General features: G+C 68.1%; 18 protein-coding genes. 11 read left to right on the top strand and 7 right to left on the bottom strand.

What is annotated here, in order from left to right:
• Position 1: 1 nt before the first annotated feature.
• The 7 genes from AncyloWKF20_RS08250 (at position 2) to AncyloWKF20_RS08220 (ending at position 9,168) form a co-directional block, all read left to right on the top strand.
• Complete coding sequence (locus AncyloWKF20_RS08250; protein WP_279317387.1) at positions 2 to 736, top strand: NUDIX domain-containing protein; 735 nt, start codon at positions 2 to 4, stop codon at positions 734 to 736.
• A 119-nt stretch (positions 737 to 855) separates the two neighbouring features.
• Positions 856 to 1,893 (top strand): BMP family protein, encoded by a 1,038-nt coding sequence (locus AncyloWKF20_RS08245; protein ID WP_279317386.1) that lies wholly within the window; start codon positions 856 to 858, stop codon positions 1,891 to 1,893.
• Between the two features lie 161 nt (positions 1,894 to 2,054).
• Entirely contained in the window at positions 2,055 to 3,602 is a 1,548-nt protein-coding gene (locus AncyloWKF20_RS08240; protein WP_279317385.1) for an ABC transporter ATP-binding protein, read from the top strand.
• Positions 3,603 to 3,639: 37 nt separating this feature from the next.
• Positions 3,640 to 4,707 (top strand): ABC transporter permease, encoded by a 1,068-nt coding sequence (locus tag AncyloWKF20_RS08235; RefSeq protein WP_279317384.1) that lies wholly within the window; start codon positions 3,640 to 3,642, stop codon positions 4,705 to 4,707.
• Positions 4,707 to 5,651 (top strand): ABC transporter permease, encoded by a 945-nt coding sequence (locus tag AncyloWKF20_RS08230; RefSeq protein WP_279317383.1) that lies wholly within the window; start codon positions 4,707 to 4,709, stop codon positions 5,649 to 5,651. Before AncyloWKF20_RS08235 ends, AncyloWKF20_RS08230 begins: the two co-directional genes overlap by 1 nt.
• Positions 5,652 to 5,660: 9 nt before the next feature.
• Positions 5,661 to 6,965, top strand: a complete 1,305-nt coding sequence (locus tag AncyloWKF20_RS08225; RefSeq protein ID WP_279317382.1) for an amidohydrolase family protein — start codon at positions 5,661 to 5,663, stop codon at positions 6,963 to 6,965.
• Between the two features lie 100 nt (positions 6,966 to 7,065).
• Positions 7,066 to 9,168: a bifunctional diguanylate cyclase/phosphodiesterase gene (locus tag AncyloWKF20_RS08220; RefSeq protein ID WP_279317381.1), complete on the top strand. Its 2,103-nt coding sequence runs from the start codon at positions 7,066 to 7,068 to the stop codon at positions 9,166 to 9,168.
• Here the strand turns inward: AncyloWKF20_RS08220 and AncyloWKF20_RS08215 are convergent.
• The gene (locus AncyloWKF20_RS08215) at positions 9,146 to 9,970 is read right to left on the bottom strand and encodes an MBL fold metallo-hydrolase (RefSeq protein WP_279317380.1); all 825 of its coding nucleotides are present in this window, start codon (positions 9,968 to 9,970) and stop codon (positions 9,146 to 9,148) included. The genes AncyloWKF20_RS08220 and AncyloWKF20_RS08215 overlap by 23 nt on opposite strands.
• A gap of 91 nt (positions 9,971 to 10,061) precedes the next feature.
• Positions 10,062 to 10,697: an MBL fold metallo-hydrolase gene (locus AncyloWKF20_RS08210; protein WP_279317379.1), complete on the bottom strand. Its 636-nt coding sequence runs from the start codon at positions 10,695 to 10,697 to the stop codon at positions 10,062 to 10,064.
• 126 nt (positions 10,698 to 10,823) lie between these two features.
• Between AncyloWKF20_RS08210 and lepA the strand changes: the two genes are divergently transcribed.
• Positions 10,824 to 12,629, top strand: a complete 1,806-nt coding sequence (lepA, locus tag AncyloWKF20_RS08205; protein ID WP_279317378.1) for a translation elongation factor 4 — start codon at positions 10,824 to 10,826, stop codon at positions 12,627 to 12,629.
• Between the two features lie 78 nt (positions 12,630 to 12,707).
• Here the strand turns inward: lepA and AncyloWKF20_RS08200 are convergent, their stop codons facing one another.
• Positions 12,708 to 13,091: a PRC-barrel domain-containing protein gene (locus tag AncyloWKF20_RS08200; protein ID WP_267581944.1), complete on the bottom strand. Its 384-nt coding sequence runs from the start codon at positions 13,089 to 13,091 to the stop codon at positions 12,708 to 12,710.
• Positions 13,092 to 13,324: 233 nt separating this feature from the next.
• Here AncyloWKF20_RS08200 and AncyloWKF20_RS08195 point away from each other — a divergent pair, with 233 nt between their 5' ends.
• Entirely contained in the window at positions 13,325 to 14,335 is a 1,011-nt protein-coding gene (locus AncyloWKF20_RS08195; protein ID WP_279317377.1) for a L,D-transpeptidase, read from the top strand.
• 31 nt (positions 14,336 to 14,366) lie between these two features.
• The gene (gene mepA, locus AncyloWKF20_RS08190) at positions 14,367 to 15,215 is read left to right on the top strand and encodes a penicillin-insensitive murein endopeptidase (RefSeq protein WP_279317911.1); all 849 of its coding nucleotides are present in this window, start codon (positions 14,367 to 14,369) and stop codon (positions 15,213 to 15,215) included.
• Between the two features lie 114 nt (positions 15,216 to 15,329).
• On the opposite strand, the gene AncyloWKF20_RS08185 is transcribed toward mepA, so the two are convergent.
• Complete coding sequence (locus AncyloWKF20_RS08185; protein ID WP_279317376.1) at positions 15,330 to 16,961, bottom strand: GMC family oxidoreductase N-terminal domain-containing protein; 1,632 nt, start codon at positions 16,959 to 16,961, stop codon at positions 15,330 to 15,332.
• 226 nt (positions 16,962 to 17,187) lie between these two features.
• On the opposite strand from AncyloWKF20_RS08185, the gene AncyloWKF20_RS08180 reads away from it, so the two are divergent.
• Positions 17,188 to 18,015, top strand: coding sequence for a transglutaminase family protein (locus tag AncyloWKF20_RS08180; RefSeq protein WP_279317375.1), 828 nt, complete (start codon positions 17,188 to 17,190; stop codon positions 18,013 to 18,015).
• A gap of 1 nt (position 18,016) precedes the next feature.
• Here AncyloWKF20_RS08180 and purN read toward each other — a convergent pair whose 3' ends face one another.
• The 3 genes from purN to AncyloWKF20_RS08165 form a co-directional block, all read right to left on the bottom strand.
• Positions 18,017 to 18,670: a phosphoribosylglycinamide formyltransferase gene (gene purN, locus AncyloWKF20_RS08175; RefSeq protein WP_279317374.1), complete on the bottom strand. Its 654-nt coding sequence runs from the start codon at positions 18,668 to 18,670 to the stop codon at positions 18,017 to 18,019.
• 11 nt (positions 18,671 to 18,681) lie between these two features.
• Positions 18,682 to 19,761, bottom strand: coding sequence for a phosphoribosylformylglycinamidine cyclo-ligase (gene purM, locus AncyloWKF20_RS08170; RefSeq protein WP_279317373.1), 1,080 nt, complete (start codon positions 19,759 to 19,761; stop codon positions 18,682 to 18,684).
• Positions 19,762 to 19,999: 238 nt separating this feature from the next.
• Positions 20,000 to 21,148, bottom strand: coding sequence for a benzoate/H(+) symporter BenE family transporter (locus AncyloWKF20_RS08165; protein ID WP_279317910.1), 1,149 nt, complete (start codon positions 21,146 to 21,148; stop codon positions 20,000 to 20,002).
• Positions 21,149 to 21,191 lie beyond the last annotated feature (43 nt).

Genomic DNA, 21,191 nt, shown 5'->3' with positions numbered 1-21,191 from the left:
GGTGACGCTCGGGGCCGCCGGACCGATCGAGATCCTCACCCTCGATCGTCTCGACATGTGGCTCGATCCCGGCCCCTGCGCGCTCTCCGCCGAGAACCGCCCGGCGATCGACGCGTATTTCGCCGCCCGCGTCGCGGCGCAGCCGGGCATCTGGAACGGGCCGATCCTGCTGCTCGTCGACCACCGGATCGACGCCGGCGTGCTGACCGGCCGCTACGCGCAGGCCGATTACGCCGCGCTGCTGTGGCTGCTCGCGACCGACCCAGCCCACCCTGTCGCGCGCAATGCCTTTGGCATGGGCGCGTTGCGCGGGGCCGATGGCGGCTTCGTACTCGCCCGCATGGCGCCGTGGACCGCCAATGCCGGCCGCATCTACTTCGCCGCCGGCACCCCCGACCCCTCCGACGTAACGGCGGATGGGCGGGTTGATCTTGAAGGCAGCCTGCTGCGCGAACTCACCGAGGAGACCGGCATCGCCGCCAATGATGTGACGCTGGCCCCGCAATGGACCGCGCTGCGCGACGCGCGCCGGCTGGCCCTGCTGCGCGAGATCGTCGCCGACATGCCTGCCGAGGCGCTCGCCGATCGCATCCGCGCCCATATCGCCAGCGAGGAGCGCCCGGAGATCGACGCGGTGATTGTCGCGCGCGGGCCGGCCGACCTTGCCGAAGGGATGCCGCCTTTCATTCGTAGCTATCTCCTGTCCGCCTGGGGACACCCCGGAAATGCCGCGTGACTTTTCGGACTAATCAGTTCGAAAATGGCACGCCGCTCGCATGTCGGGGCGCCTCGAAGGGCGGATCACGGGATCAGCCCGCCGCTACCGCCCTCTTTAGGCTCGGGGAGATGAGAGAAATGGTCGTCAAGTCGTCCGGCAACCTGCCGCTTTTTTCTGCAGGAAGCATTGATCGGCGGCAGCTTCTGGCGCTCGGCGCCGGGGCGCTCGCCCTTACCACTTTCGGCGGTGCGGCTTTTGCTGCCAAGGCCAAGCCGATCAAGGTCGCCGCCATCTTCACCGTGCCGGTGGAGCAGCAGTGGGTGTCGCGTATCCACAAGGCGCTGAAGGCCGCCGAGGCGCGCGGCGACATCACCTACAAATTCTCCGAGAACGTCGCCAACACCGATTATGAGCGGGTGATGCGGCAGTACTCGCAGGAGGGCGCGGACCTCGTGGTCGGCGAGGTCTTCGCCGTCGAGCGTCCCGCCCGCAAGGTGGCGGCGGACTACCCCAAGACCGCCTATCTGATGGGCTCGTCCTTCGGCCCGACCAAGCCGAACTTCTCGGTTTTCGACAACTTCATCCACGAGCCGTCCTTCCTGACCGGCATGGTGGCCGGCAAGACCACCAAGTCGAACGTCATCGGCCTGGTCGGTGGCTACGCCATTCCCGAGGTGAACCGGCTGATGCAGGCCTTCATGGAGGGCGCGCTGTCGGTGAACCCGAACGTGAAGTTCATCGTCACCTTCATCAACAGCTGGTACGACCCGCCCAAGGCCAAGGAAGCCGCCTTCGCCCAGATCGACAAGGGCGCGGACGTGCTCTACGCCGAGCGCTTCGGCGTCTCCGATGCCGCCAAGGAACGCGGCGTGAAGGCGATCGGCAACGTGATCGACACCTCCAGCCAGTATCCCGGCACGGTGATCGCCTCCGCGCTCTGGCACATGGAGCCGACCATCGACCGCGCCATCAAGGCGGTGATCGACGGCACCTTCACCGCCGAGGATTACGGCCCGTTCAGCTACATGGCGCATGGCGGCGCGAGCCTCGCCCCGCTCGACCCGAAGGTCGTGCCGCCGGAGGTGATCGACGTCGTCCTTCTCAAGGAGAAGGAGATCAAGGACGGCCTGTTCCGCGTGAACGTGAACGACGCCGAGCCGAAGTCGACGCTGTGAGGCAGCGCCGCGAGGCGGTTGGTTTTGCCGTCATCCCGGCCGAAGCGCGCAGCGCGTAGAGCCGGGATCGCGCGGCCCATAAATGCCGAACGATCCCGGATCGCCGCGTTGCGGCGTCCGGGATGACGTCTTCGTCGCCATGCCCCTTCGCGGACACTCCAATGCACCCCGATCCCCGCCCGCTGGTCCTTTCGCTCACCGGCATCACCAAGCGTTTCGGCGCGCTGGTGGCGAATGACCGTATCGACCTCGATGTGCGCGCCGGCGAGATCGTCGCGCTGCTCGGGGAGAATGGCGCGGGCAAGACGACGCTGATGAGCATCCTGTTCGGCCACTACATCGCCGATGAGGGCAGCGTGTACATCGCTGGCGCCGATGGCCAGCTCGCCCCGCTGCCCGGCGGATCGGCGGAAGCCGCGCTGAGCGCGGGCATCGGTATGGTGCACCAGCATTTCGCGCTGGCCGAAAACCTCACCGGCTTCGAGAACATCGTGCTGGGCACCCAGTCGCTGTGGAGCTTCAAGCTCAAGCGCCGCTCGGCACGGGCCAAGATCGACCGGCTGATGGCAGAGAGCGGCCTCACCGCCGATCTCGACGTGCCGGTGGCGCGGCTCTCGGTTGGCGAGCAGCAGCGCATCGAGATCCTCAAGGCGCTCTACCGCGACGTGCGTGTGCTCATTCTGGACGAGCCGACCGCCGTGCTCACCCCGCAGGAAGCCGACAGCCTTGCCGCCACTGTGCGGGTGCTGGCGGCCAAGGGGCTCGCGGTCATCTTCATCAGCCATAAGCTGCACGAGGTGCTGGCGCTGTGCGAACGGGTCGTGGTGCTGCGCGGCGGCGCCAAGGTGGCGGACCGCCCGACCGCCGGCGCCAACCGCGCGACGCTGGCCGAACTCATGGTCGGGCGCGCCATCCCGCCGCGCGAGCGTCCGCCGGCGACGCGCGGCGCCCCGGTGCTCAGCCTTACGGGTGTCAGCGTTGGCACGCCCACCCAACGCGACCGGCTGGAGCGGGCGGACCTCGAAGTGTGCGCCGGCGAGATCGTCGGCATTGCCGGCGTCTCCGGCAACGGGCAGGGAGCTTTGGCGGCGCTGGTCGCCGGCCTCGCCACGGCGCGCGAGGGCGAGGCCCATATCGCCGGCAACCGTCTCGGCCGGGCCGACCCCGCCGCACGCCTTGCCGCCGGCGTCGGCCGTATCCCGGAGGATCGCCATCGCGACGGGACGGTCGGCGCGCTCACCGTCGCCGAGAACTACGTGCTGGAAACCGTCGGTGACCCGCAAAACCAGTCCGCCGGCTTCCTGCGCCGCGCGGCCATCCGCGAGCGGGCGGCGGCGGCGATCAAGGCTTATGACGTGCGCTGCCCCGGCCCGGATGCCGCTATCCGCGCGCTCTCCGGCGGCAACATGCAGAAGGTCGTCCTGGCCCGCGTGCTGGAACGCGAGCCGCGCCTCGTGCTCGCCCACCAGCCGACGCGGGGCCTCGATATCGGCGCGACCACCGACGTTCACCGCCGCCTCATCGCGGCGCGCGGACGCGGCGCGGCGGTGCTGCTGATCTCCGAGGATCTCGACGAGCTTTTCGCTCTCTGCGACCGCATCGCCGTGGTCCATGCCGGTCAGCTCTCCCCGGCGATGGACACGGAGGGGCTCGATTTGCGCACCGTCGGGCTGATGATGGCCGGCCACGCGGCCGGGGAGGCGGCGTGATGGTCGGTTCAGCGCAGCCAACGCCTGGAGACCCCGCATGATCCGCTTCGTCCCCCGCGAGCGCACGCCCCTCTGGCTCACCGTCGCCGTTTCCGTCGGCTCGGGGCTTGCGGCGCTGCTGCTGACGGCCCTGCCGCTCGCGCTTTCCGGCGCGCCGGTCTTCTCGGCCTTCGTGCTGATGGCGCAGGGCGCGGCGGGCGACGGCTTCGCGCTGGCGGAAACGCTGACGCGGGCGACGCCGCTCATCTTCACCGGCCTCGCGGCGGCGGTCGCCTTCCGCGCCAAGCTCTGGAACATCGGTGCCGAGGGGCAGCTCTATGCGGGCGCTCTCGCCACCGTCGCGCTGGGCGCGGGGCTGATCGAGGCGCCCACCTATATCCTCCTGCCGACCGTGCTGATCGGTGCGGCAGCGGCGGGCGCGGCGCTGCTGCTCATTCCCGTGCTGTTCAAGACCCGCTTCGGCGCCGACGAAGTGGTGGTGACGCTGCTGATGAACTTCATCGTCCTGCTCTTCGTCCAGATGATGATCGAAGGCCCGATGAAGGACGAGATGGCGATGGGCTGGCCGCAATCGGCTCCAGTGCTCGATGAGGCGACACTGCCCAAGCTGGTGACGGGGCTGCGGCTGCACTGGGGCCTCGTCATCGCGGTGGTCGCCGCTGTGGCGCTGCACATTTTCATCACTCGCACCGTCTGGGGCTTCCGCATCCGGGCGGTGGGCGAGAATGCCCGCGCCGCGCGCTATGCGGGCCTGCCCGTCGTGAAGGCGATGGTGCTGGTCGGCGTGCTCTCCGGCGGGCTCGCGGGCCTCGCGGGGGCGAGCGAGGTGGCCGGGCTCAAGGGCTACCTTACCTCCGATCTCTCGCCCGGCTTCGGCTATGCCGGCATCGTGGTGGCGACGCTGGCGAACCTCTCGCCGCTCGGTGTCATCCCCGCCGCGATCTTCGTCGCCGGCGTGTTCGTGGGCGCGGATTCAATGAGCCGGGCCATCGGGGTCTCCAACTATCTCGCCGACCTGGTGGTCGCGTTCTCCCTGCTCAGCGTGCTCGTCGGCGGTTTGCTGACGCGGTTCCGTATCGTCCTCGTGCGCCGGGAGACCGTGTGATGTGGGCCGCGCTCGACATTCTGCTGCAGGCCAATTTCTGGGCCGCCACCATCCGCATCGCCACGCCGCTGATCTTCGGCGTGCTCGGCGCGCTGCTATGTGAGCGGGCGGGCGTGCTCAATCTCGGCATTGAGGGGATCTTCGTCGCCGGTGCCATGTCTGGCTGGCTGGCGGTCTATCTCGGCCTGCCGCTCTGGGGCGGCGTCCTCGTCGCGGCGGGAGTGGGTGCGCTGTTCGGGCTGATCCATGGCACGCTCACCGTGCCGCTCGGCCTGTCGCAGCACGTCACCGGGATCGGGGTAACGCTGCTCGCGACCTCGATTGCCTATTTCGGCTACCGCGTCGCTTTCCCCAATGTGGCGACGCCGCCGCGCATCGAGCCCTTCGCCCCGCTCGACGTGCCGGTGCTGGGCGATCTGCCCTTCGTCGGGCCGATCCTCGGCCAGCAGACGGCTTTCACCGTGCTCGCCTTCGTCTGTGTCGGGCTGGTCGCTCTCGTGCTGGCCCGCACGCCGCTCGGACTTGCCCTGCGCGCCGTGGGCGACAATCCGGAAGCGGTGGAGGCACAGGGGCTCTCCGTCGTCGGGCTTCGCATGGGGGCGGTGATGGCGGGATCGGCGCTGATGGCGCTGGGCGGTGCGTTCCTGACGCTGTCGGCCTTCAACGCCTTCTATTTCGGCATGATCAACGGGCGCGGCTGGGTGTGCATCGCGCTCACCGTCTTCGCCTCCTGGCGGCCGGGCAAGGCGCTTCTCGGCGCGCTGCTGTTCGGCGCGCTCGACGCCTACCAGCTCCGACTGCAGACCATCACCGGTGGGGCGGTGCCGAGCCAGATCTTCCTCATGCTGCCCTATATCTTCTCCATCGCCGCGCTGGTGCTGGTGGCCCGCCGGGCCGATTACCCGCGCGCGCTGATGAAGCCGTATTTCAAGGGCCAGAGATAGGCGGACCCGATGAGCTTTGACCTGATCGTCACCAATGCCAGCCTCGCCGACGGGCGCACCGGCATCGATATCGCCTGCGAGGGCGGGCGCATCGTCGCCGTCGAGCCGGGCATCGCCGCGCAGGCGGGCGAGGGCGCCGGGCAGATCATCGACGCCGGCGGCCGGCTGGTCTCGCCGCCCTTCGTCGACGTGCATTTCCACATGGACGCGACGCTCTCGCTCGGCCTGCCGCGCCTCAACACGTCCGGCACGCTGCTGGAGGGCATTGCGCTCTGGGGCGAGCTCAAGCCGCTGCTGACCCATGAGGCGGTGATTGAGCGGGCGCTGCGCTATTGCGACCTTGCTGTCAGCCAGGGGCTGCTGGCCATCCGCAGCCATGTCGATGTGTGCGACGATCGCCTGCTGGCCGTCGAGGCGCTGCTCGATGTCCGCGAGCGGGTGAAGGACTATATCGACCTGCAACTCGTGGCCTTCCCGCAGGACGGTTATTACCGCTCGCCCACCGCCGCGAAGAACCTCGACCGCGCGCTCGATATGGGCGTCGACGTGGTCGGTGGCATCCCGCATTTTGAGCGCACCATGGCGGACGGCGCCGCCTCGCTGAAGGCGCTGTGCGAGATTGCCGCCGCGCGCGGTCTGCGTGTCGACATCCATTGCGACGAGAGCGACGATCCGCTCTCGCGCCATATCGAGGCGCTGGCCTATGAGACGCAGCGCCTCGGCCTGCAGGGCCGGGTGGCCGGCTCGCACCTCACCTCCATGCATTCCATGGACAATTACTACGTCTCGAAGCTGATCCCGCTGATCGCGGAGGCGGGCGTCCACGCCATCGCCAACCCGCTGATCAACATCACCCTTCAGGGCCGGCACGACACCTATCCCAAGCGCCGCGGCATGACCCGTGTGCCGGAGCTGCGCGCCGCCGGCGTCAATGTCGCCTTCGGCCATGACTGCGTGATGGACCCCTGGTACTCGCTCGGCTCCGGCGACATGCTGGAGGTCGCGCACATGGCGCTGCATGTCGGGCAGATGACGTCGCGCGAGGCGATGCGCTGGTGCCTGGAGGCGGTCACCACCAATCCGGCGACGATCATGGGTCTGGAAGGCTATGGCATCGCGCCCGGCTGCAACGCCGATTTCGTCGTCCTTCAGGCGGCCGATCCCATCGAGGCCATTCGGCTCAAGGCCGCCCGGCTCTTCGTCATCCGGCGCGGCCGGGTGATCGCGGAAGGCGCGCCGCGCGTCTCCACGCTCGCGCTACCGGGCCGGCCGGCTTTGGTCGATCCGGCCGCCTATGCGCCGAAGGATTCATGACCGGGCGAAACTTTGGGCAATGAATGACATGCCCCCCGTGTATGGTGGAACAGAATCCCCCATATTCATGGGAAGGGTTGCGTCTTGCCCGTGATCGCCCATGCCGTTTGACGTCGACATTCGTCCGTCGCCATCCCTGCCGGAGTGCCGGCCGGAAGGATTCGATCTGCTGTACCGGCCAGTATGGATTCTCGATCTCGTCACGCTGCGGAAGTTCTACGCCAATGCCGCGGCGCGGGAGCTCTGGCGGGTGGAGCCGGGCGAGGAGGCGGAGTTCTTTACCCGCGATTTCACCCCGCATTCGGAGGCCATCCGCGCCCGGCTTGGCCGCACCATGGAGCGGATCGCTGCCGGTGAGGTCTTCACCGAGCGCTGGACCTTCTACCCCAAGGACCGACCCTTCACCGTCGACTGCCTGATGAGCGGTGTGCGCCTCTCCAATGGCCATGTCGGCATGCTGGTCGAGGCGACCGTACCGCAGGTCGAGCCGCAGGAGCTGCGCGGCGTGGAGGCGCTGCGGCACACGAATGTGCTGGTGACGCTCTATGGCCAAAGCGGGGAGGTGATGTTCCGCAACCCCGTCGCCTCCCGCACCTATGCCGATGATGATCACCGGTTTCTCGACAGCTTTTGCGACCGCGCCGCGGGCGAGGCCATCTGGCGGGAGGCTTTCGAGCATGATCCGGCGCGGACCGATGCCTTCATGGGCCGGATGGTCTCCGGCGAGTTCCGGGTGGCGACCAGCGCGGGCGAGCGCTGGCACGGCATGGACCTGCGGACCACTACCGACCCGGTGAGCGGGCGGGTGAGCCTTCTGGTCAATGAGCGCGACATCACCGAGCGGGTGGAGGAGCGCGCGCGCTCCGACTACCTCTCCACCCACGACACCATGACCGGCCTGATCAACCGCGTCTGCTTCCAGGAGAAGCTCCAGGCCGCCATGGAACGGCCGGGTTCTGCCGGGGCGCTCATCATGTGCGACCTCGACAGCTTCAAGGAGGTGAACGACACCTATGGCCACGCGGCCGGCGACGCGGTGCTGCGCGAGATCGGCGTGCGGCTGCGCGCGAGCCTGCGGCCGGAGGATGTGGCCGCCCGGCTCGGCGGTGACGAATTCGCGGTGCTGCTCACCCATCTGGTCGATGTCGAGGTGCTGCGCCGCCGGGCCAGCGAGATCGACCTGCGTCTGAGCCAGCCCATTGCCGACCCGGCCACGGGCACTGTGTTCAGCATGGCGGCGAGCTTCGGCATCGCCGCCTGGCCGGAGGACGGCGCGACGCCGGACGCGCTCCAGCGCAATGCCGATCTCGCCCTCTACGCCGCCAAGGCCGAGAATGGTCGACGCGTGCGCCATTTCGACATCGGCATGCGCCGCGAGGCCGATGAGCGCCACCAGTGCATCCTCGACCTCACCGCCGCGCTGGAGCGGGACGAGTTCGAGGTGTTCTATCAGCCGATCGTGGAACTCGGGACGCTGGTGCCGAAGGGCTTCGAGGCGCTGCTGCGCTGGCGCCATCCCACCCGCGGCCTGCTGGTGCCGGACCTGTTCATCCCAGCGGCTGAAAGCGTCGGCCTCATGGCGCCCATCGGCACGGCGATGTTTGCCCGCATCTGCGCGCAGGTCCGCCAATGGATCGACGATGGGCTTGATCCCGGCCGGGTGGCGGTCAATCTCTCCGCCAACCAGTTCCGCAACCGGGCGCTTGCCGATCATCTGCGCGAGGCAGTGAGCGCCGCCGGGCTGACGCCGGCCCATATCGAGTTCGAGGTGCCGGAAACCGTCACGCTGGGCCGCAGCGGCGAGGTGGTGGTGGATACGCTCTCGGCGCTACGCAGAGCGGGTTTCAGCATCGCGCTCGACGATTTCGGCACTGGCCACGCCTCGCTCACCCATCTGCGGCGGCTGCCGGTCGATGTCATCAAGATCGACCGCAGCTTCATCGCGGATATGGAGCATTCGGCCGCCGACCGCGCCATCGTCCATGCGGTGATCGCGCTCGGGCGCGAGCTTGGCATGGGCGTGCTGGCGGAGGGCATCGAGAATGAGGCGCAGCGCACCTCGCTGCACCTGCTCGGCTGCAACCTCGCGCAAGGCTATCTGTTCGGCTACCCGATGGAGGCTGCGCGTGCGGCGACCTGGATGCTGCGCCAGGCGGCGCGGCGCGCGGGCGGCAATGTCGTCACCTTCCCGGTAGCACCATGACCGTCGGCATGGTCGGCAGGCTCGCGCGGGAGAGCACCACGGTGGGCGTCGGCTGGCGCGCGATCGTGTAGCGGCTGTCCGCGAGCTTGGCGAGGAAGCGCTCCAGCGTGCTCGGGTTGAAGAAGTGCATGGGGATGACGACCGGCGATTCCAGCGCCTTCAGCACCTCGACCATGCCGTCCACGTCCAGCGTGTAGCTGCCATCCACCGGCGCCAGCACGATGTCGATCCGCCCGAGCGCGCCAAGATCCTCGGGCGTCAGCGTGTGGTGCAGATGGCCGAGATGGGCGATGCACAGATCGGCGGCGCGGAAGATGAAGATCGAATTGCCGTTCTTGATCGTGCCGCCTTCCCAGTCGCGGATATTGGTCGGCAGATTGCCGATCCACAGGTCGCCGACCTCAAGGTCGTAATGCACGGGATCGCGGTCCTCGCGCCATCCCTTGAGCACGCGCTCGATTCCCGGATCGGGGTTGAGCGAGTAATGCGTCGAATGCGCCCGGTTCATCGTCGCCACGCGCGGCACGACGCTCGGGCGGACATAGTCGTTGTAGTCGGTTGCGAGCGTCACGCCGCCGGCGGTCTCGATCAGGAAGGTGGCGTGCCCGACAAAGGTCAGGCTCACCTCGCGTTCCCCAGGCATCGCCGCCGGGATCGCCGTCAGGCGGGGCGGGGAGAGGAAGGGGCTCGTCGCCACCAGCTTCGGGCACCGCTCGGCCTGGGCCTGTGCAGGCGCCACCGACAGGGGCGCTGCGAGGGCGAGCAGGGCGAGGGCGAAAAGGCGCGGAAACGGGCTCGGCATGGGCAGGGCTCCGGGCAGGCGTCCGGAGCATCATGGCGCGGGTTGACGTTAGGGCGAGTCACGTTTGCGTGCCGCTCGCGGTAGCGTCACATCACCGGATGAAGGGGTTGGTCCGCTTCTCCAGCGCGATGTTCGTGGCGCTGCCATGGCCGGGCAGGACGGTGAAGGCATCGCCCAGCGGCAGGATCTTCTCCTTGATGCCCTTGATGAGCAGCGGCCCGTCGCCATAGGGGAAATCGGTGCGGCCGACCGAGCGCTGGAACAGCGTGTCGCCGACGATGGCGAGCTTGTTGTCGCGGTTCACCAGCACGACATGGCCGGGCGTGTGGCCGGGGACGTGCAGCACGTCGAAGTCGATCCCGCCGATCTCCACCGTGTCGCCCTCGTTCAGCCAGCGGTTCGGCGTCACCACGCGGCCGGGAATACCGGTGCGCTCGCCGGCGACCGGCAGGTCGTCGAGCAGGAACTTGTCGCCCTCATGCGGGCCTTCGACCGGGATCTTCAACGTCTCGGCGAGCTCTGCCGCGCCGGCCGCGTGGTCGATATGGCCATGGGTCAGCACGATCTTTTCCGCCGTGACCTCCAGTTCCTCCAGCGCCGCGAGGATTCGCGGCAGGTCGCCGCCCGGATCGATCACCGCCCCGCGCTTGGTCGTCTCGTCCCAGACGATGGAGCAGTTCTGCTGGAAGGGGGTAACGGGAACGACGGCGACCTTAAGGCTCGGCATGGGGGCTCCTGGAAATGAGCGGGCGGCAACGGCGGGCGGGACTGTGGTCGATCATATGCCAGCGCGCAAGGTCGCGGGCGGCGCCCGTGCCTTGTGGCGACCTGCCGCCAATGCTATTGCGCGCCCATGAGCACCGAGCCGATTTCCAACATCCGCAACTTCTCCATCGTCGCCCATATCGACCATGGAAAGTCGACTCTCGCCGACCGCCTGATCCAGATCACCGGCGGGCTGTCGGAGCGCGAAATGTCCGAGCAGGTGCTCGACAGCATGGATATCGAGCGCGAGCGCGGCATCACCATCAAGGCGCAGACCGTGCGCCTGTCCTACACGGCGAAGGACGGCAAGGACTACGTCCTGAACCTCATCGACACGCCCGGCCATGTCGACTTCGCCTATGAGGTGAACCGTTCGCTCGCCGCCGTCGAGGGCTCGCTGCTGGTGGTCGACGCCTCGCAGGGCGTCGAGGCGCAGACGCTGGCCAATGTCTATCAGGCCATCGACAACAATCACGAGATTGTCCCGGTCCTCAACAAGATCGACCTGCCGGCCGCCGAGCCGGACAAGGTGAAGGCGCAGATCGAGGACGTGATCGGTCTCGATGCCTCGAATTCGGTGATGATTTCCGCCAAGACCGGCATCGGCATTCCCGATGTGCTGGAGGCCATTGTCACCCGCTTGCCGCCGCCCAAGGGCGACCGCGACGCGCCGCTCAAGGCGCTGCTGGTCGATAGCTGGTACGACGTCTATCTCGGCGTCGTCGTGCTCGTGCGCATCGTCGATGGCGTGATGAAGAAGGGCCAGCGCATCAAGATGATGCGCACCGAGGCGGTCTATGACGTCGACCGCGTCGGCGTGTTCACGCCCAAGCTCACCGTGATGTCGCAGCTCGGCCCGGGCGAGATCGGCTTCCTCACCGGCTCGATCAAGGAAGTCGCCGATACCCGCGTCGGCGACACGATCACCGAGGAAAAGCGCCCGACCGCCGAGGCGCTGCCGGGCTTCAAGCCGGCGCAGCCGGTGGTGTTCTGCGGTCTGTTCCCGGTCGACGCCGCCGACTTCGAGGATCTGCGCGCCGCCATGGGCAAGCTGCGCCTCAACGATGCCAGCTTCTCCTTCGAGATGGAGACCTCGGCCGCGCTCGGCTTCGGCTTCCGCTGCGGCTTCCTCGGCCTGCTGCATCTGGAAATCATTCAGGAGCGGCTGGAGCGCGAGTTCAACCTCGACCTTATCGCCACCGCCCCCTCGGTCATCTACGAGATCGAGATGAACGATGGCACGGTGCTCGACATGCACAATCCGGCTGACATGCCGGACGTGGTCAAGATCAAGGAAATCCGCGAGCCGTGGATCCGCGCCACCATTCTGACGCCGGACGATTATCTCGGCAGCGTGCTCAAGCTCTGCCAGGACCGTCGCGGCAACCAGATCGAGCTCACCTATGTCGGCTCGCGCGCCATGGTCACCTATGACCTGCCGCTGAACGAGGTGGTGTTCGATTTCTACGACCGGCTGAAGTCGATCTCGAAGGGCTATGCCTCCTTCGACTACCAGATCACCGACTACCGTGTCGGCGACCTCGTGAAGATGTCGATCCTTGTCAATTCCGAACCAGTGGACGCGCTGTCCATGCTGGTTCACCGCACGCGCGCCGAATATCGCGGCCGCGCCATGTGCGAGAAGCTGAAGGACCTGATCCCGCAGCACCTGTTCCAGATTCCGATCCAGGCGTCGATTGGCGCCAAGATCATTGCCCGCGAGACCATCAAGGCCCTGCGCAAGGATGTGACCGCCAAGTGCTATGGCGGCGACATCAGCCGCAAGCGCAAGCTGCTGGAGAAGCAGAAGGAGGGCAAGAAGAAGATGCGCCAGTTCGGCCGGGTGGAGATCCCGCAGGAAGCCTTCATCGCCGCGCTCAAGGTCGACGACTGAGCGCCCGACGCGCGAAATACGACGGCATACGAAAAGGCCGGGCTCGCGCCCGGCCTTTTGCTGTCAGGAGGCTCCGCGTCAGATGACGTAGGGCGGCACCTGATAATAGTCGTTCACCTTGCGATCCCAGTCGCGATCCGCCCAGGAGCGGTCATCCGAGCTCGCGTGATGCGGCGCACCGCTGAGCTGCTCATCGGTGAGGTCGACGACATAGCCGTCGAGGCTCTCGTCATATTTCAGCAGCGACCACGGCAGGGGATAGTAGTCCTCGCCAAAGCCGAGGAAACCGCCGAAGCTCATCACCGCATAGGCGGTCTGGCCGCTGAGCTTGTCGATCATGACCCGCTCGATCGAGCCGATGCGCTCGCCATCCGGGCGGTACACCGCCGTGCCTTCGACCTTGTCGGAGCCGATCAGCGTCATGGTTTCGGCGGCGGCGAGATTGTGCTGCGTGCTTTCCATAGTCTGTCTCTCCTCGTTGAACGTCTGCATGTCAGGAGAACGAGCGGGTTAGCTTTACGTTCCCTATGAAATCGGTCCGCAACACAAGACGAGTGCTGCGTCGGTTGGTGGAACGCTGCGGAACTTGTTTGACATCAGCTTCCCGTTACCAGCCACGGCGCGGGCTGTGCCGAGATGGCGCCCACCATGGCCCCCGGCTATAAGGTGGCGAGATCCCGACGCGGAGATTCGCCATGCGCCCTGATCGTCCCTTGCCGTTGACGCGCCGCGCGGCGCTCGGCCTTGTCGGGGGCACGGCCCTTGGGCTGATGACGCCGTGGGAGGCGCTGGGGCAGGAAGCGCGCCTCACCGAGGTGGATGCCCTCAAGCCCGGCCAGTATGTCTGGTATCCCGACCGCGCGCCGGACGGGTTCGTCGCCATCATCGTCTCGCTGCCGGACCAGCGCTGCTACGTCTACCGCAATGGCGTGCGCATCGGCGTCTCGACCTGCTCGACCGGCAAGGAAGGGCATGCGACGCCGGTCGGTGTGTTCACCATCCTGCAGAAGGACGTGGACCACCACTCGTCGATCTATGACGATGCCTCCATGCCCTTCACCGAGCGTCTCACCTGGTCAGGCGTGGCGCTGCACGCGGGCGGGCTGCCGGGCTACCCGTCCTCGCATGGCTGCGTGCACCTGCCGCTGGAATTCGCCAAACTGGTCTTCGGCGTCACCCATTACGGCACGCCGGTCATCATCGCCGACGCGCATTCCCAGCCGGTGGATGTGCTGCACCCCGGCCTCGTCATGCCGGCCGACGCCACCACCGCCATTCAGGCCGATGCGCCGAAGAATGCCAATGGCACGCCCGATACCGCCGCCGCGCCGAACCCGGCACAGGATGCGGTGTCGATGATCGTCTCGGGCGCGGACAAGCAGCTTGTCGTGCTTAAGGATGCCGCCGAAGTGCTGCGCGCGCCGGTCACCATCACCGATCCCGGCACGCCGCTTGGCAATGTCGTCTATGTGCTCAAGCAGGTCGGTGGCGAAGTTTCCTGGACCGCCGTGTCCTTCGAGGGCAATGGCGGGGCGGCGGGCAAGGCGACGGCGGCGATCAACCGTGTCACCGTCGCGCCGGAAGCCAACCAGCAGCTCGCCAAGCTGCTGGTGCCGGGCTCCACCCTGTTCATCACCGATCTCGCCGCGCCGGCACAGACGCGCACGGACAAGAACTTCGTCGTGCTCTCGCAGGCGATGAGCTGAGCCGGTGCGGCGCGCGCTTGCTTTTGCCCTCGTGGGACTGCTGGTCGCGGGCACGGCCTGGGCGCAGTCCGCCGCCGACACCACCCCGGCCAAGCAGCTCTTCGGCGCCGCCAAGGAGCCCGCAGAGATGGCGACGCGCTCCATCGGCTTCTACTCCAAGGGGTGCCTCGCCGGGGCGCAGGCGCTGCCGGTCAATGGCAAGACGTGGCAGGCCATGCGTCTGTCCCGCAACCGCAATTGGGGCCACCCGGACCTGATCGCCTTCCTTGAGCGCTTCGCCGCCAAGGTGCCGCAGGTCTCGAACTGGCCGGGCATCCTCGTCGGCGACATGTCGCAGCCGCGCGGCGGGCCGATGCTGACCGGCCATGCCTCGCACCAGATCGGCCTCGATGCCGATATCTGGCTCACCCCCATGCCCAAGCGCGAATTCACCAAGGACGAGCGCGAAAAGGTCGCCGCCACCATGATCGTGCGGCAGGATCGGCTCGACGTCGACGCCAAGGTCTGGACGCCCGGCCATATCGCGGTGATCCGCGCGGCGGCGCAGGATCCGGCGGTGGAGCGGGTGCTGGTCAACGCCGCCATCAAGAAGGCGCTGTGCCGCGACGCGACGGGCGACCGCTCGTGGCTGCAGAAGGTGCGTCCCTATTGGGGGCACGACTACCATATGCATGTCCGCATCGCGTGCCCGGATGGCAGCCCGGACTGCCGCGCGCAGGATCCGGTGACGCCCGGCGAGGGCTGCGGCAGCGAGCTGGACTGGTGGTTCTCGGAAGGCAACATCAACCCCAAGCCGCCCAAGGAGCCGGTGAAGCCCCCGCAGCCGATGATGCTGAAGGATCTGCCACCCGCCTGCCGTCAGGTGCTGCTGGCGCCGTAGCTTTCGCTGTGGGTCATCCCGGCCGAAGGCGAAGCCGTAGACCCGGGATCGCTTTCCATCCGTGACGCGATCCCGGATCGGCCTGCCGGCCGTCCGGGATGACGAGGTGGCGACTTAAGCCCGCCCGTCCTCCAGGATCATCCCCGACGCCTTCTCCGCGATCATGATGGTCGGCGAATTGGTGTTGCCCGAGGTGATGGTTGGCATGATCGAGGCATCCACCACCCGCAGCCCGCCAATGCCGAGCACCCGCAGCCGTTCGTCGACGACGGCCATCGGGTCGCTGGGCAAACCCATCTTCGCCGTGCCGACCGGGTGGAAGATGGTGGTGCCGATGTCGCCGGCCGCCCGCGCCAGCGCCTCGGGCGTGTCGTCGATGCTCGGGCCCGGCAGCATCTCGTCCGGCCGGTAGGGCGCCAGCGCCTTCTGTCCGACGATGCGGCGGGCGACGCGGATGCTGTCGGCGGCGACCTGCCGGTCCTCGTCGGTCGCCAGATAGTTCGGGCGGATGCGCGGCGCCGCCGCGGGGTCGGCGCTGGCGAGGGTCAGGTCGCCCCGGCTGGTCGGGCGCAGATTGCACACGCTCATGGTGAAGGCCGGGAAGGTGTGCAGCGGCTCGCTGAATTTGCCGAGCGAGAGCGGCTGGACGTGGAATTCGAGGTCGGCGCGTTCCACCTCGGCCCGTGAGCGGGTGAAGATGCCGAGTTGCGAGGGCGCCATGGTGAGCGGCCCGCGCTGGAACAGCGCGAAGTCGAGCCCCATCTTCGCCCGGCCGAACAGCGAGTGATACTGCTCGTTCAGCGTCGGCACGCCGGTGACCTTGTAGATCATCCGCAATTGCAGATGGTCCTGCAGATTGGCGCCGACGCCGGGCACATCGCGGACCACAGTGATGCCATGTCTGGCCAGCTCCGCCGCCGGGCCAATGCCGGAGAGCTTCAGGATCTGTGGCGAACCGATGGCGCCGGCCGCGAGGATCACCTCGCCCTTGGCGCGGGCGGTGCGCGTTACCCCGTTCTGGCGATAGACCACACCGGTGGCCCGGCCATTCTCCACCAACACGCGCTCGGTGAGGCACCCCGTCTCCAGCCGGAGATTGCCGCGCTTCAGCACCGGCTTGAGGAAGCCGCGCGCGGCGCTCCAGCGAAAGCCCCGCTTCTGGTTCACCTGGAAATAGGACGAGCCTTCATTGTCGCCGGTGTTGAAATCCGGGATGGAGGCGATGCCGGCTTCCTCCGCCGCCTTGCGCACCGTGTCGAGCAGCGTCCAGGTAAGTCGGGGAAACTCGACGCGCCACTCGCCGCCCGCGCCGTGGAACTCGCCGGCGCCGAGATAGTGGTCCTCGTGCTTCCTGAAGATCGGCAGCACGTCGTCCCAACCCCAGCCGGTGAGGCCGAGCTGGCGCCAATGGTCATAGTCGCCGGCCTGACCGCGCATATAGATCATGGCGTTGATCGCGGAGGAGCCGCCGATGGTCTTGCCGCGCGGGTAGTTCAGCGCCCGCCCGTTCAGCCCCGGCTCGGCGACCGTCTTGAAGCACCAGTCAGCCCGCGGATTGCCGATGGCGAAGAGATAGCCGACGGGGATGTGAAACCAGATCCAGTTGTCGCGCCCGCCCGCCTCCAGCACCAGAACCCGGTTCTTCGGATCGGCCGAGAGCCGGTTTGCCAGCACGCAGCCGGCGGAACCGGCGCCGACGATGATGTAGTCATAGCTCTCGGTGTCGCTGGCAGCAGGCGCGGGCATGGCGTTTCCTCGGGCGATTCAGCGGTACGTTTCTTGGCCCGCAACCTGCCCGCCATGCCGTTGGGCGGCAATGCGCATTACCGCCCACGCGATGTTCGCAAACGCGGGCCGGACGCGCTTTTGTCCCGCCGCGCCCGTGGCGCGCATCAGGCCGGCGGTACTCCCATGGAACCAAGTGTCCGCATGCGCGTCTTCGCGACGATCCCCGCTCAACCGGACAAACGCCATGACATTCTCCGTCGCCGCGCGCCTCGCTTATGAGGTGCGCGACAGAACCGTCTTCATCCTCAACATCGAGGCGGCGGCGCTGCGCAACCAGAAGATCCTCGCCGAGACGCTCGATCTCAGCCCCGCGGTCGCGGTGGACCGCTTCGAGACCGAGGGCGGCACGCGGCTGGTGCGCGCCATCGTCGAGCCGGGCACCTTTACGGTCGCCTATGACGCGACCGTCGAACTCGCCATGCACGAAGCGGACCCTACGCAGGTGCGCGAGACGCCGGTGGCCGAGCTGCCGCTGGAGGTGATGACCTTCCTCAACCCAAGCCGCTACTGCCAGTCCGACCGTCTGGCGCGCTTCGCCTACCGCGAATTCGGCGATCTGCCGGGCGGGCATTCCCGCGTCACCGCGATCTGCAACTGGATCTATGAGAATGTCGACTATGTGAGCGGCAGCACCAGTTCCGAGACCTCGGCCTATGACATCATGGTCCAGCGCGCCGGCGTGTGCCGGGATTTCGCCCATCTCGGCATCGCCTTCTGCCGCGCGCTGGGCATCCCGGCACGCTTCGCCAGCGCCTATGCGTGGCAGCTCGATCCGCCGGATTTCCATGCGGTGTTCGAGTGTTATCTCGATGGCGCGTGGTATCTGTTCGATCCCACCCGCAAGGCCGCGCTTCAGGGGCTGGTGCGCATCGGTGTCGGGCACGACGCGGCGGATGCCGCCTTCGCGACGATCTATGGCAATGCCGAGATGACGGGGATGGAGGTGTCCATCGCCGCCCGAGCAGAGGTGGAGGGGGAGGCGCCGACGGTGAAGGCGGTCGGCATCGCCTGACCTAGCCGGCGGGCGGCACCACCAGCGCCGGCGCGGCGACCTCGAACGCGTCGATGGCGACGCGCGCGCCGTCGATGCGGGCGCGGCCCTCGGCGACGAGGCGCAGCGCCGCGGGGTAGATCACATGCTCCTGCGCCAGCACGCGGGCGCCCAGCGTATCGGGCGTGTCGCCTTCCAGCACCGGCACGGCGGCCTGCATGATGATCGGCCCGACATCCATTTCCGGCGTGACGAAATGCACGGTGGCGCCGTGGATCTTCACCCCGTCGGCCAGCGCACGCTCATGGGTGTGCAGGCCCTTATAGCTCGGCAGCAGGGCGGGGTGGATGTTGATCATCCGCCCCTGCCAGCCCTCGACGAAGCCGGCGGTGAGCAGGCGCATGAAGCCGGCGAGGCAGACGAGGTCCACCTGCTCCTCCTCCAGCACCGCCTGCAGCGCGGCGTCGAAGGCGGCGCGGTCGGCATGGGCCTTGTGGTCGACCGTGCGGGTGGGGATGTTGCAGGCCTGCGCGCGGGCAAGGCCATGCGCGTCCGGCCGGTTCGAGATGACGCAGGCGATCTCGACCGGGTAGTCCGGCGCCGCCGCCGCCTCGATCAGCGACATCATGTTGGAGCCGCGCCCGGAGATGAGGACGGCCGCGCGGGGCTTGGTCATGAGGGCGGCCTTCAGAGCGGGGCGTCGACGGCGAGCGTGCCGTCATAGACCGTGTGCGCGGCGCCTTCACCCGGTTCAATCGCGCCGAGATGCACCACTTCCTCGCCCGCATTGGCGAAGGCGTCGGCGACCGTCTCGGCATCTTCCGGGGCGCAGACAACGACCATGCCGATGCCGCAGTTGAAGGCGCGCAGCATCTCCTCCGGCGCCACCTTGCCGACCTGCGCCAGCCAGCGGAAGACGGGCGGGAGGGTGAGGCCGGAAAGGTCGATGCGCCCGACCGTGCCCTTGGGCAGCACGCGCGGCAGGTTTTCGGTGAGGCCGCCGCCAGTGATGTGGGCGAGCGCCTTCACCTTGCCGGTGCCGCGGATGACCGACAGCGCCGACTTCACATAGAGCTTGGTCGGGGTGAGCAGCGCCTCGCCGAGGGTCTTGTCCGTCGCGAAGGGGGCGGGCGCATCCCAGGCGAGACCCGACACCTCGACGATGCGGCGCACCAGCGAATAGCCGTTGGAATGCACGCCGGAGGAGGCGAGGCCGAGCAGCACGTCGCCGGGGCGCACATTCGGGGAGGGCAGCAGCTCGCCGCGCTCGACCGCGCCGACCGAGAAGCCGGCGAGGTCATAATCTCCATCGGAATACATGCCGGGCATTTCGGCGGTCTCGCCGCCGATCAGCGCACAGCCGGATTCCTTGCAGCCCTTGGCGATGCCGGCGACGATGGTCGCGCCGACCTCGGGGGCCAGCTTGCCGGTGGCGAAATAGTCGAGGAAGAACAGCGGCTCGGCGCCCTGCACCACGAGATCGTTGACGCACATGGCGACGAGGTCGATGCCGATGGTCTCGTGCCGGCCGGTCTCGATGGCGATCTTCAGCTTGGTGCCGACGCCATCCGTGGTGGCGACGATCAGCGGATCCTTGAAGCCGGCGGCCTTGGGGTCGAACACCCCGCCGAAGCCGCCAATATCCGCATCCGCGCCGGGGCGGCGGGTCGCCTTGACCAGCGGCTTGATGAGATCGACCAGCCGGTTGCCGGCATCGATATCGACGCCCGCATCGCGGTAGCTGAGGCCTTTTTCGGTGTCGCTCATCGGGGGCTGCTCTGGTCTTTTCGGAAGATGCTCGCGGATTAACCGCTTATCCCGTACGGGGCAAGGCGGGGGACGTTTTTGAGCGGGAATTCGGATTCGGCCGAAGGACTTTGCGCTAGGTCCCGGATCGGCGCTCCGCCTGCGGCGTCGCTGGTCCGGGACACGGCGTTGCACGTTCCCCGGACAAGGTGCGCGCCAGCGCACCGATGATCCGGGGCCCAGCGTAAACGCTTCGGCCTTAGACCCGCCGCCCCACGCGGTCGATCCCCAGCGCGATCAGGCCGGCGACCAGGCCCCAGAAGGCCGAGCCGATGCCGAGCAGCGAGACGCCGGAGGCGGTGACCGCCAGCGTCAGCACGGCGGGAAAGCGCAGGGGAATGTCACCCATGGCGGTGCCCAGCGCGTTCAGCAGCGGCCCGAGCAGCGCGAGCCCGGCGAAGGTCGCCACCAGGCTCGGCGGCAGCGCGGCGATCAGCGCGACCACCGAGGCGCCGCCCGCCGCGAGCACGAGATAGGCCAGCGCGTAGAAGCGCGTGGTCTGCCAGCGCTGGCGGGGATCGGGATGCGCGTCCGGCCCGGTGCAGATCGAGGCGGTGATGGCGGCGAGATTCGAGGTGAGCGAGCCGATGGGCGCGGTCAGCACCGAGGCGAGGCCGGTGACGGCGAGGATGGAGGGCGTCGGCGGCTTGTAGCCGGCGGCTTGCAGGACGGCGAGGCCCGGCAGGTTCTGCGAGGCCATGGTGACGACATAGAGCGGCAGGCCGATGCCGATCAGCGCTTCCATGTCGAACGCCGGCCAGATGAACTCCACGCGCGGCAGCAGCGCCACCTCGGGCAGCGGGCCGACGCGCCCGAGCAGGAAGGCGAGGCCGATGCCGATGACGAGGATCGCCAGCACCGCGCCGAACGGGTTGATGCGGCGGGCGACGAGGAAGATCAGCACCAGCGGCAGCACCAGCATCGGGTCCGCCTGGCCGGCGGTGAAGACGGCGGTGCAGAAGCGGAACAGCACGCCCGCCAGCATGGCGGCGGCGATGGCGACCGGCAGGCGCTGCACCAGCGTGCCGAGCGGCTTCACCGCGGCGGTGACGATGATGAGCAGGCCGGCCAGCAGGAAGGCGCCCACCGCCGTCTCGATGGAGAGCCCGTGCGAGCCGGCGATCAGCGCCGCGCCCGGTGTCGACCAGGCGGTGATGATCGGCATTTTGTGGCGCCAGCCCAGCAAAGCGCTGGTGAGCGCCATGGACAGGCACAGCCCGATCACCGCTGAGGCGGTCTGGCCCGGCGTCGCGCCCACCGCCTGCGAGGCCGCGACGATCAGCGCGAGCGTGCCGCCAAAGCCGACCAGAGCCGCCACCACGGCGGAGGTGACGACAGAGGCACGCAGGCCGGAAGACGGCGTGGCCGGATCGGCGGGGGATTTGCGCGAG

The sequence above is a fragment of the Ancylobacter sp. WKF20 genome (genome assembly GCF_029760895.1).
Lineage (GTDB): Bacteria > Pseudomonadota > Alphaproteobacteria > Rhizobiales > Xanthobacteraceae > Ancylobacter.
The sequence above is the reverse complement of the archived record's forward strand: the minus strand, read 5'-3'. Positions and strand labels throughout refer to the sequence as shown.

Coding starts and splice junctions, on each gene's coding strand:
- AncyloWKF20_RS08245 (WP_279317386.1), top strand. CDS start 856: ATGGTCGTCAAGTCGTCCGGCAACCTGCCGCTTTTTTCTGCAGGAAGC.
- AncyloWKF20_RS08240 (WP_279317385.1), top strand. CDS start 2,055: ATGCACCCCGATCCCCGCCCGCTGGTCCTTTCGCTCACCGGCATCACC.
- AncyloWKF20_RS08235 (WP_279317384.1), top strand. CDS start 3,640: ATGATCCGCTTCGTCCCCCGCGAGCGCACGCCCCTCTGGCTCACCGTC.
- AncyloWKF20_RS08230 (WP_279317383.1), top strand. CDS start 4,707: ATGTGGGCCGCGCTCGACATTCTGCTGCAGGCCAATTTCTGGGCCGCC.
- AncyloWKF20_RS08225 (WP_279317382.1), top strand. CDS start 5,661: ATGAGCTTTGACCTGATCGTCACCAATGCCAGCCTCGCCGACGGGCGC.
- AncyloWKF20_RS08220 (WP_279317381.1), top strand. CDS start 7,066: ATGCCGTTTGACGTCGACATTCGTCCGTCGCCATCCCTGCCGGAGTGC.
- AncyloWKF20_RS08215 (WP_279317380.1), bottom strand. CDS start 9,970: ATGCCGAGCCCGTTTCCGCGCCTTTTCGCCCTCGCCCTGCTCGCCCTC.
- AncyloWKF20_RS08210 (WP_279317379.1), bottom strand. CDS start 10,697: ATGCCGAGCCTTAAGGTCGCCGTCGTTCCCGTTACCCCCTTCCAGCAG.
- lepA (WP_279317378.1), top strand. CDS start 10,824: ATGAGCACCGAGCCGATTTCCAACATCCGCAACTTCTCCATCGTCGCC.
- AncyloWKF20_RS08200 (WP_267581944.1), bottom strand. CDS start 13,091: ATGGAAAGCACGCAGCACAATCTCGCCGCCGCCGAAACCATGACGCTG.
- AncyloWKF20_RS08195 (WP_279317377.1), top strand. CDS start 13,325: ATGCGCCCTGATCGTCCCTTGCCGTTGACGCGCCGCGCGGCGCTCGGC.
- AncyloWKF20_RS08185 (WP_279317376.1), bottom strand. CDS start 16,961: ATGCCCGCGCCTGCTGCCAGCGACACCGAGAGCTATGACTACATCATC.
- AncyloWKF20_RS08180 (WP_279317375.1), top strand. CDS start 17,188: ATGACATTCTCCGTCGCCGCGCGCCTCGCTTATGAGGTGCGCGACAGA.
- purN (WP_279317374.1), bottom strand. CDS start 18,670: ATGACCAAGCCCCGCGCGGCCGTCCTCATCTCCGGGCGCGGCTCCAAC.
- purM (WP_279317373.1), bottom strand. CDS start 19,761: ATGAGCGACACCGAAAAAGGCCTCAGCTACCGCGATGCGGGCGTCGAT.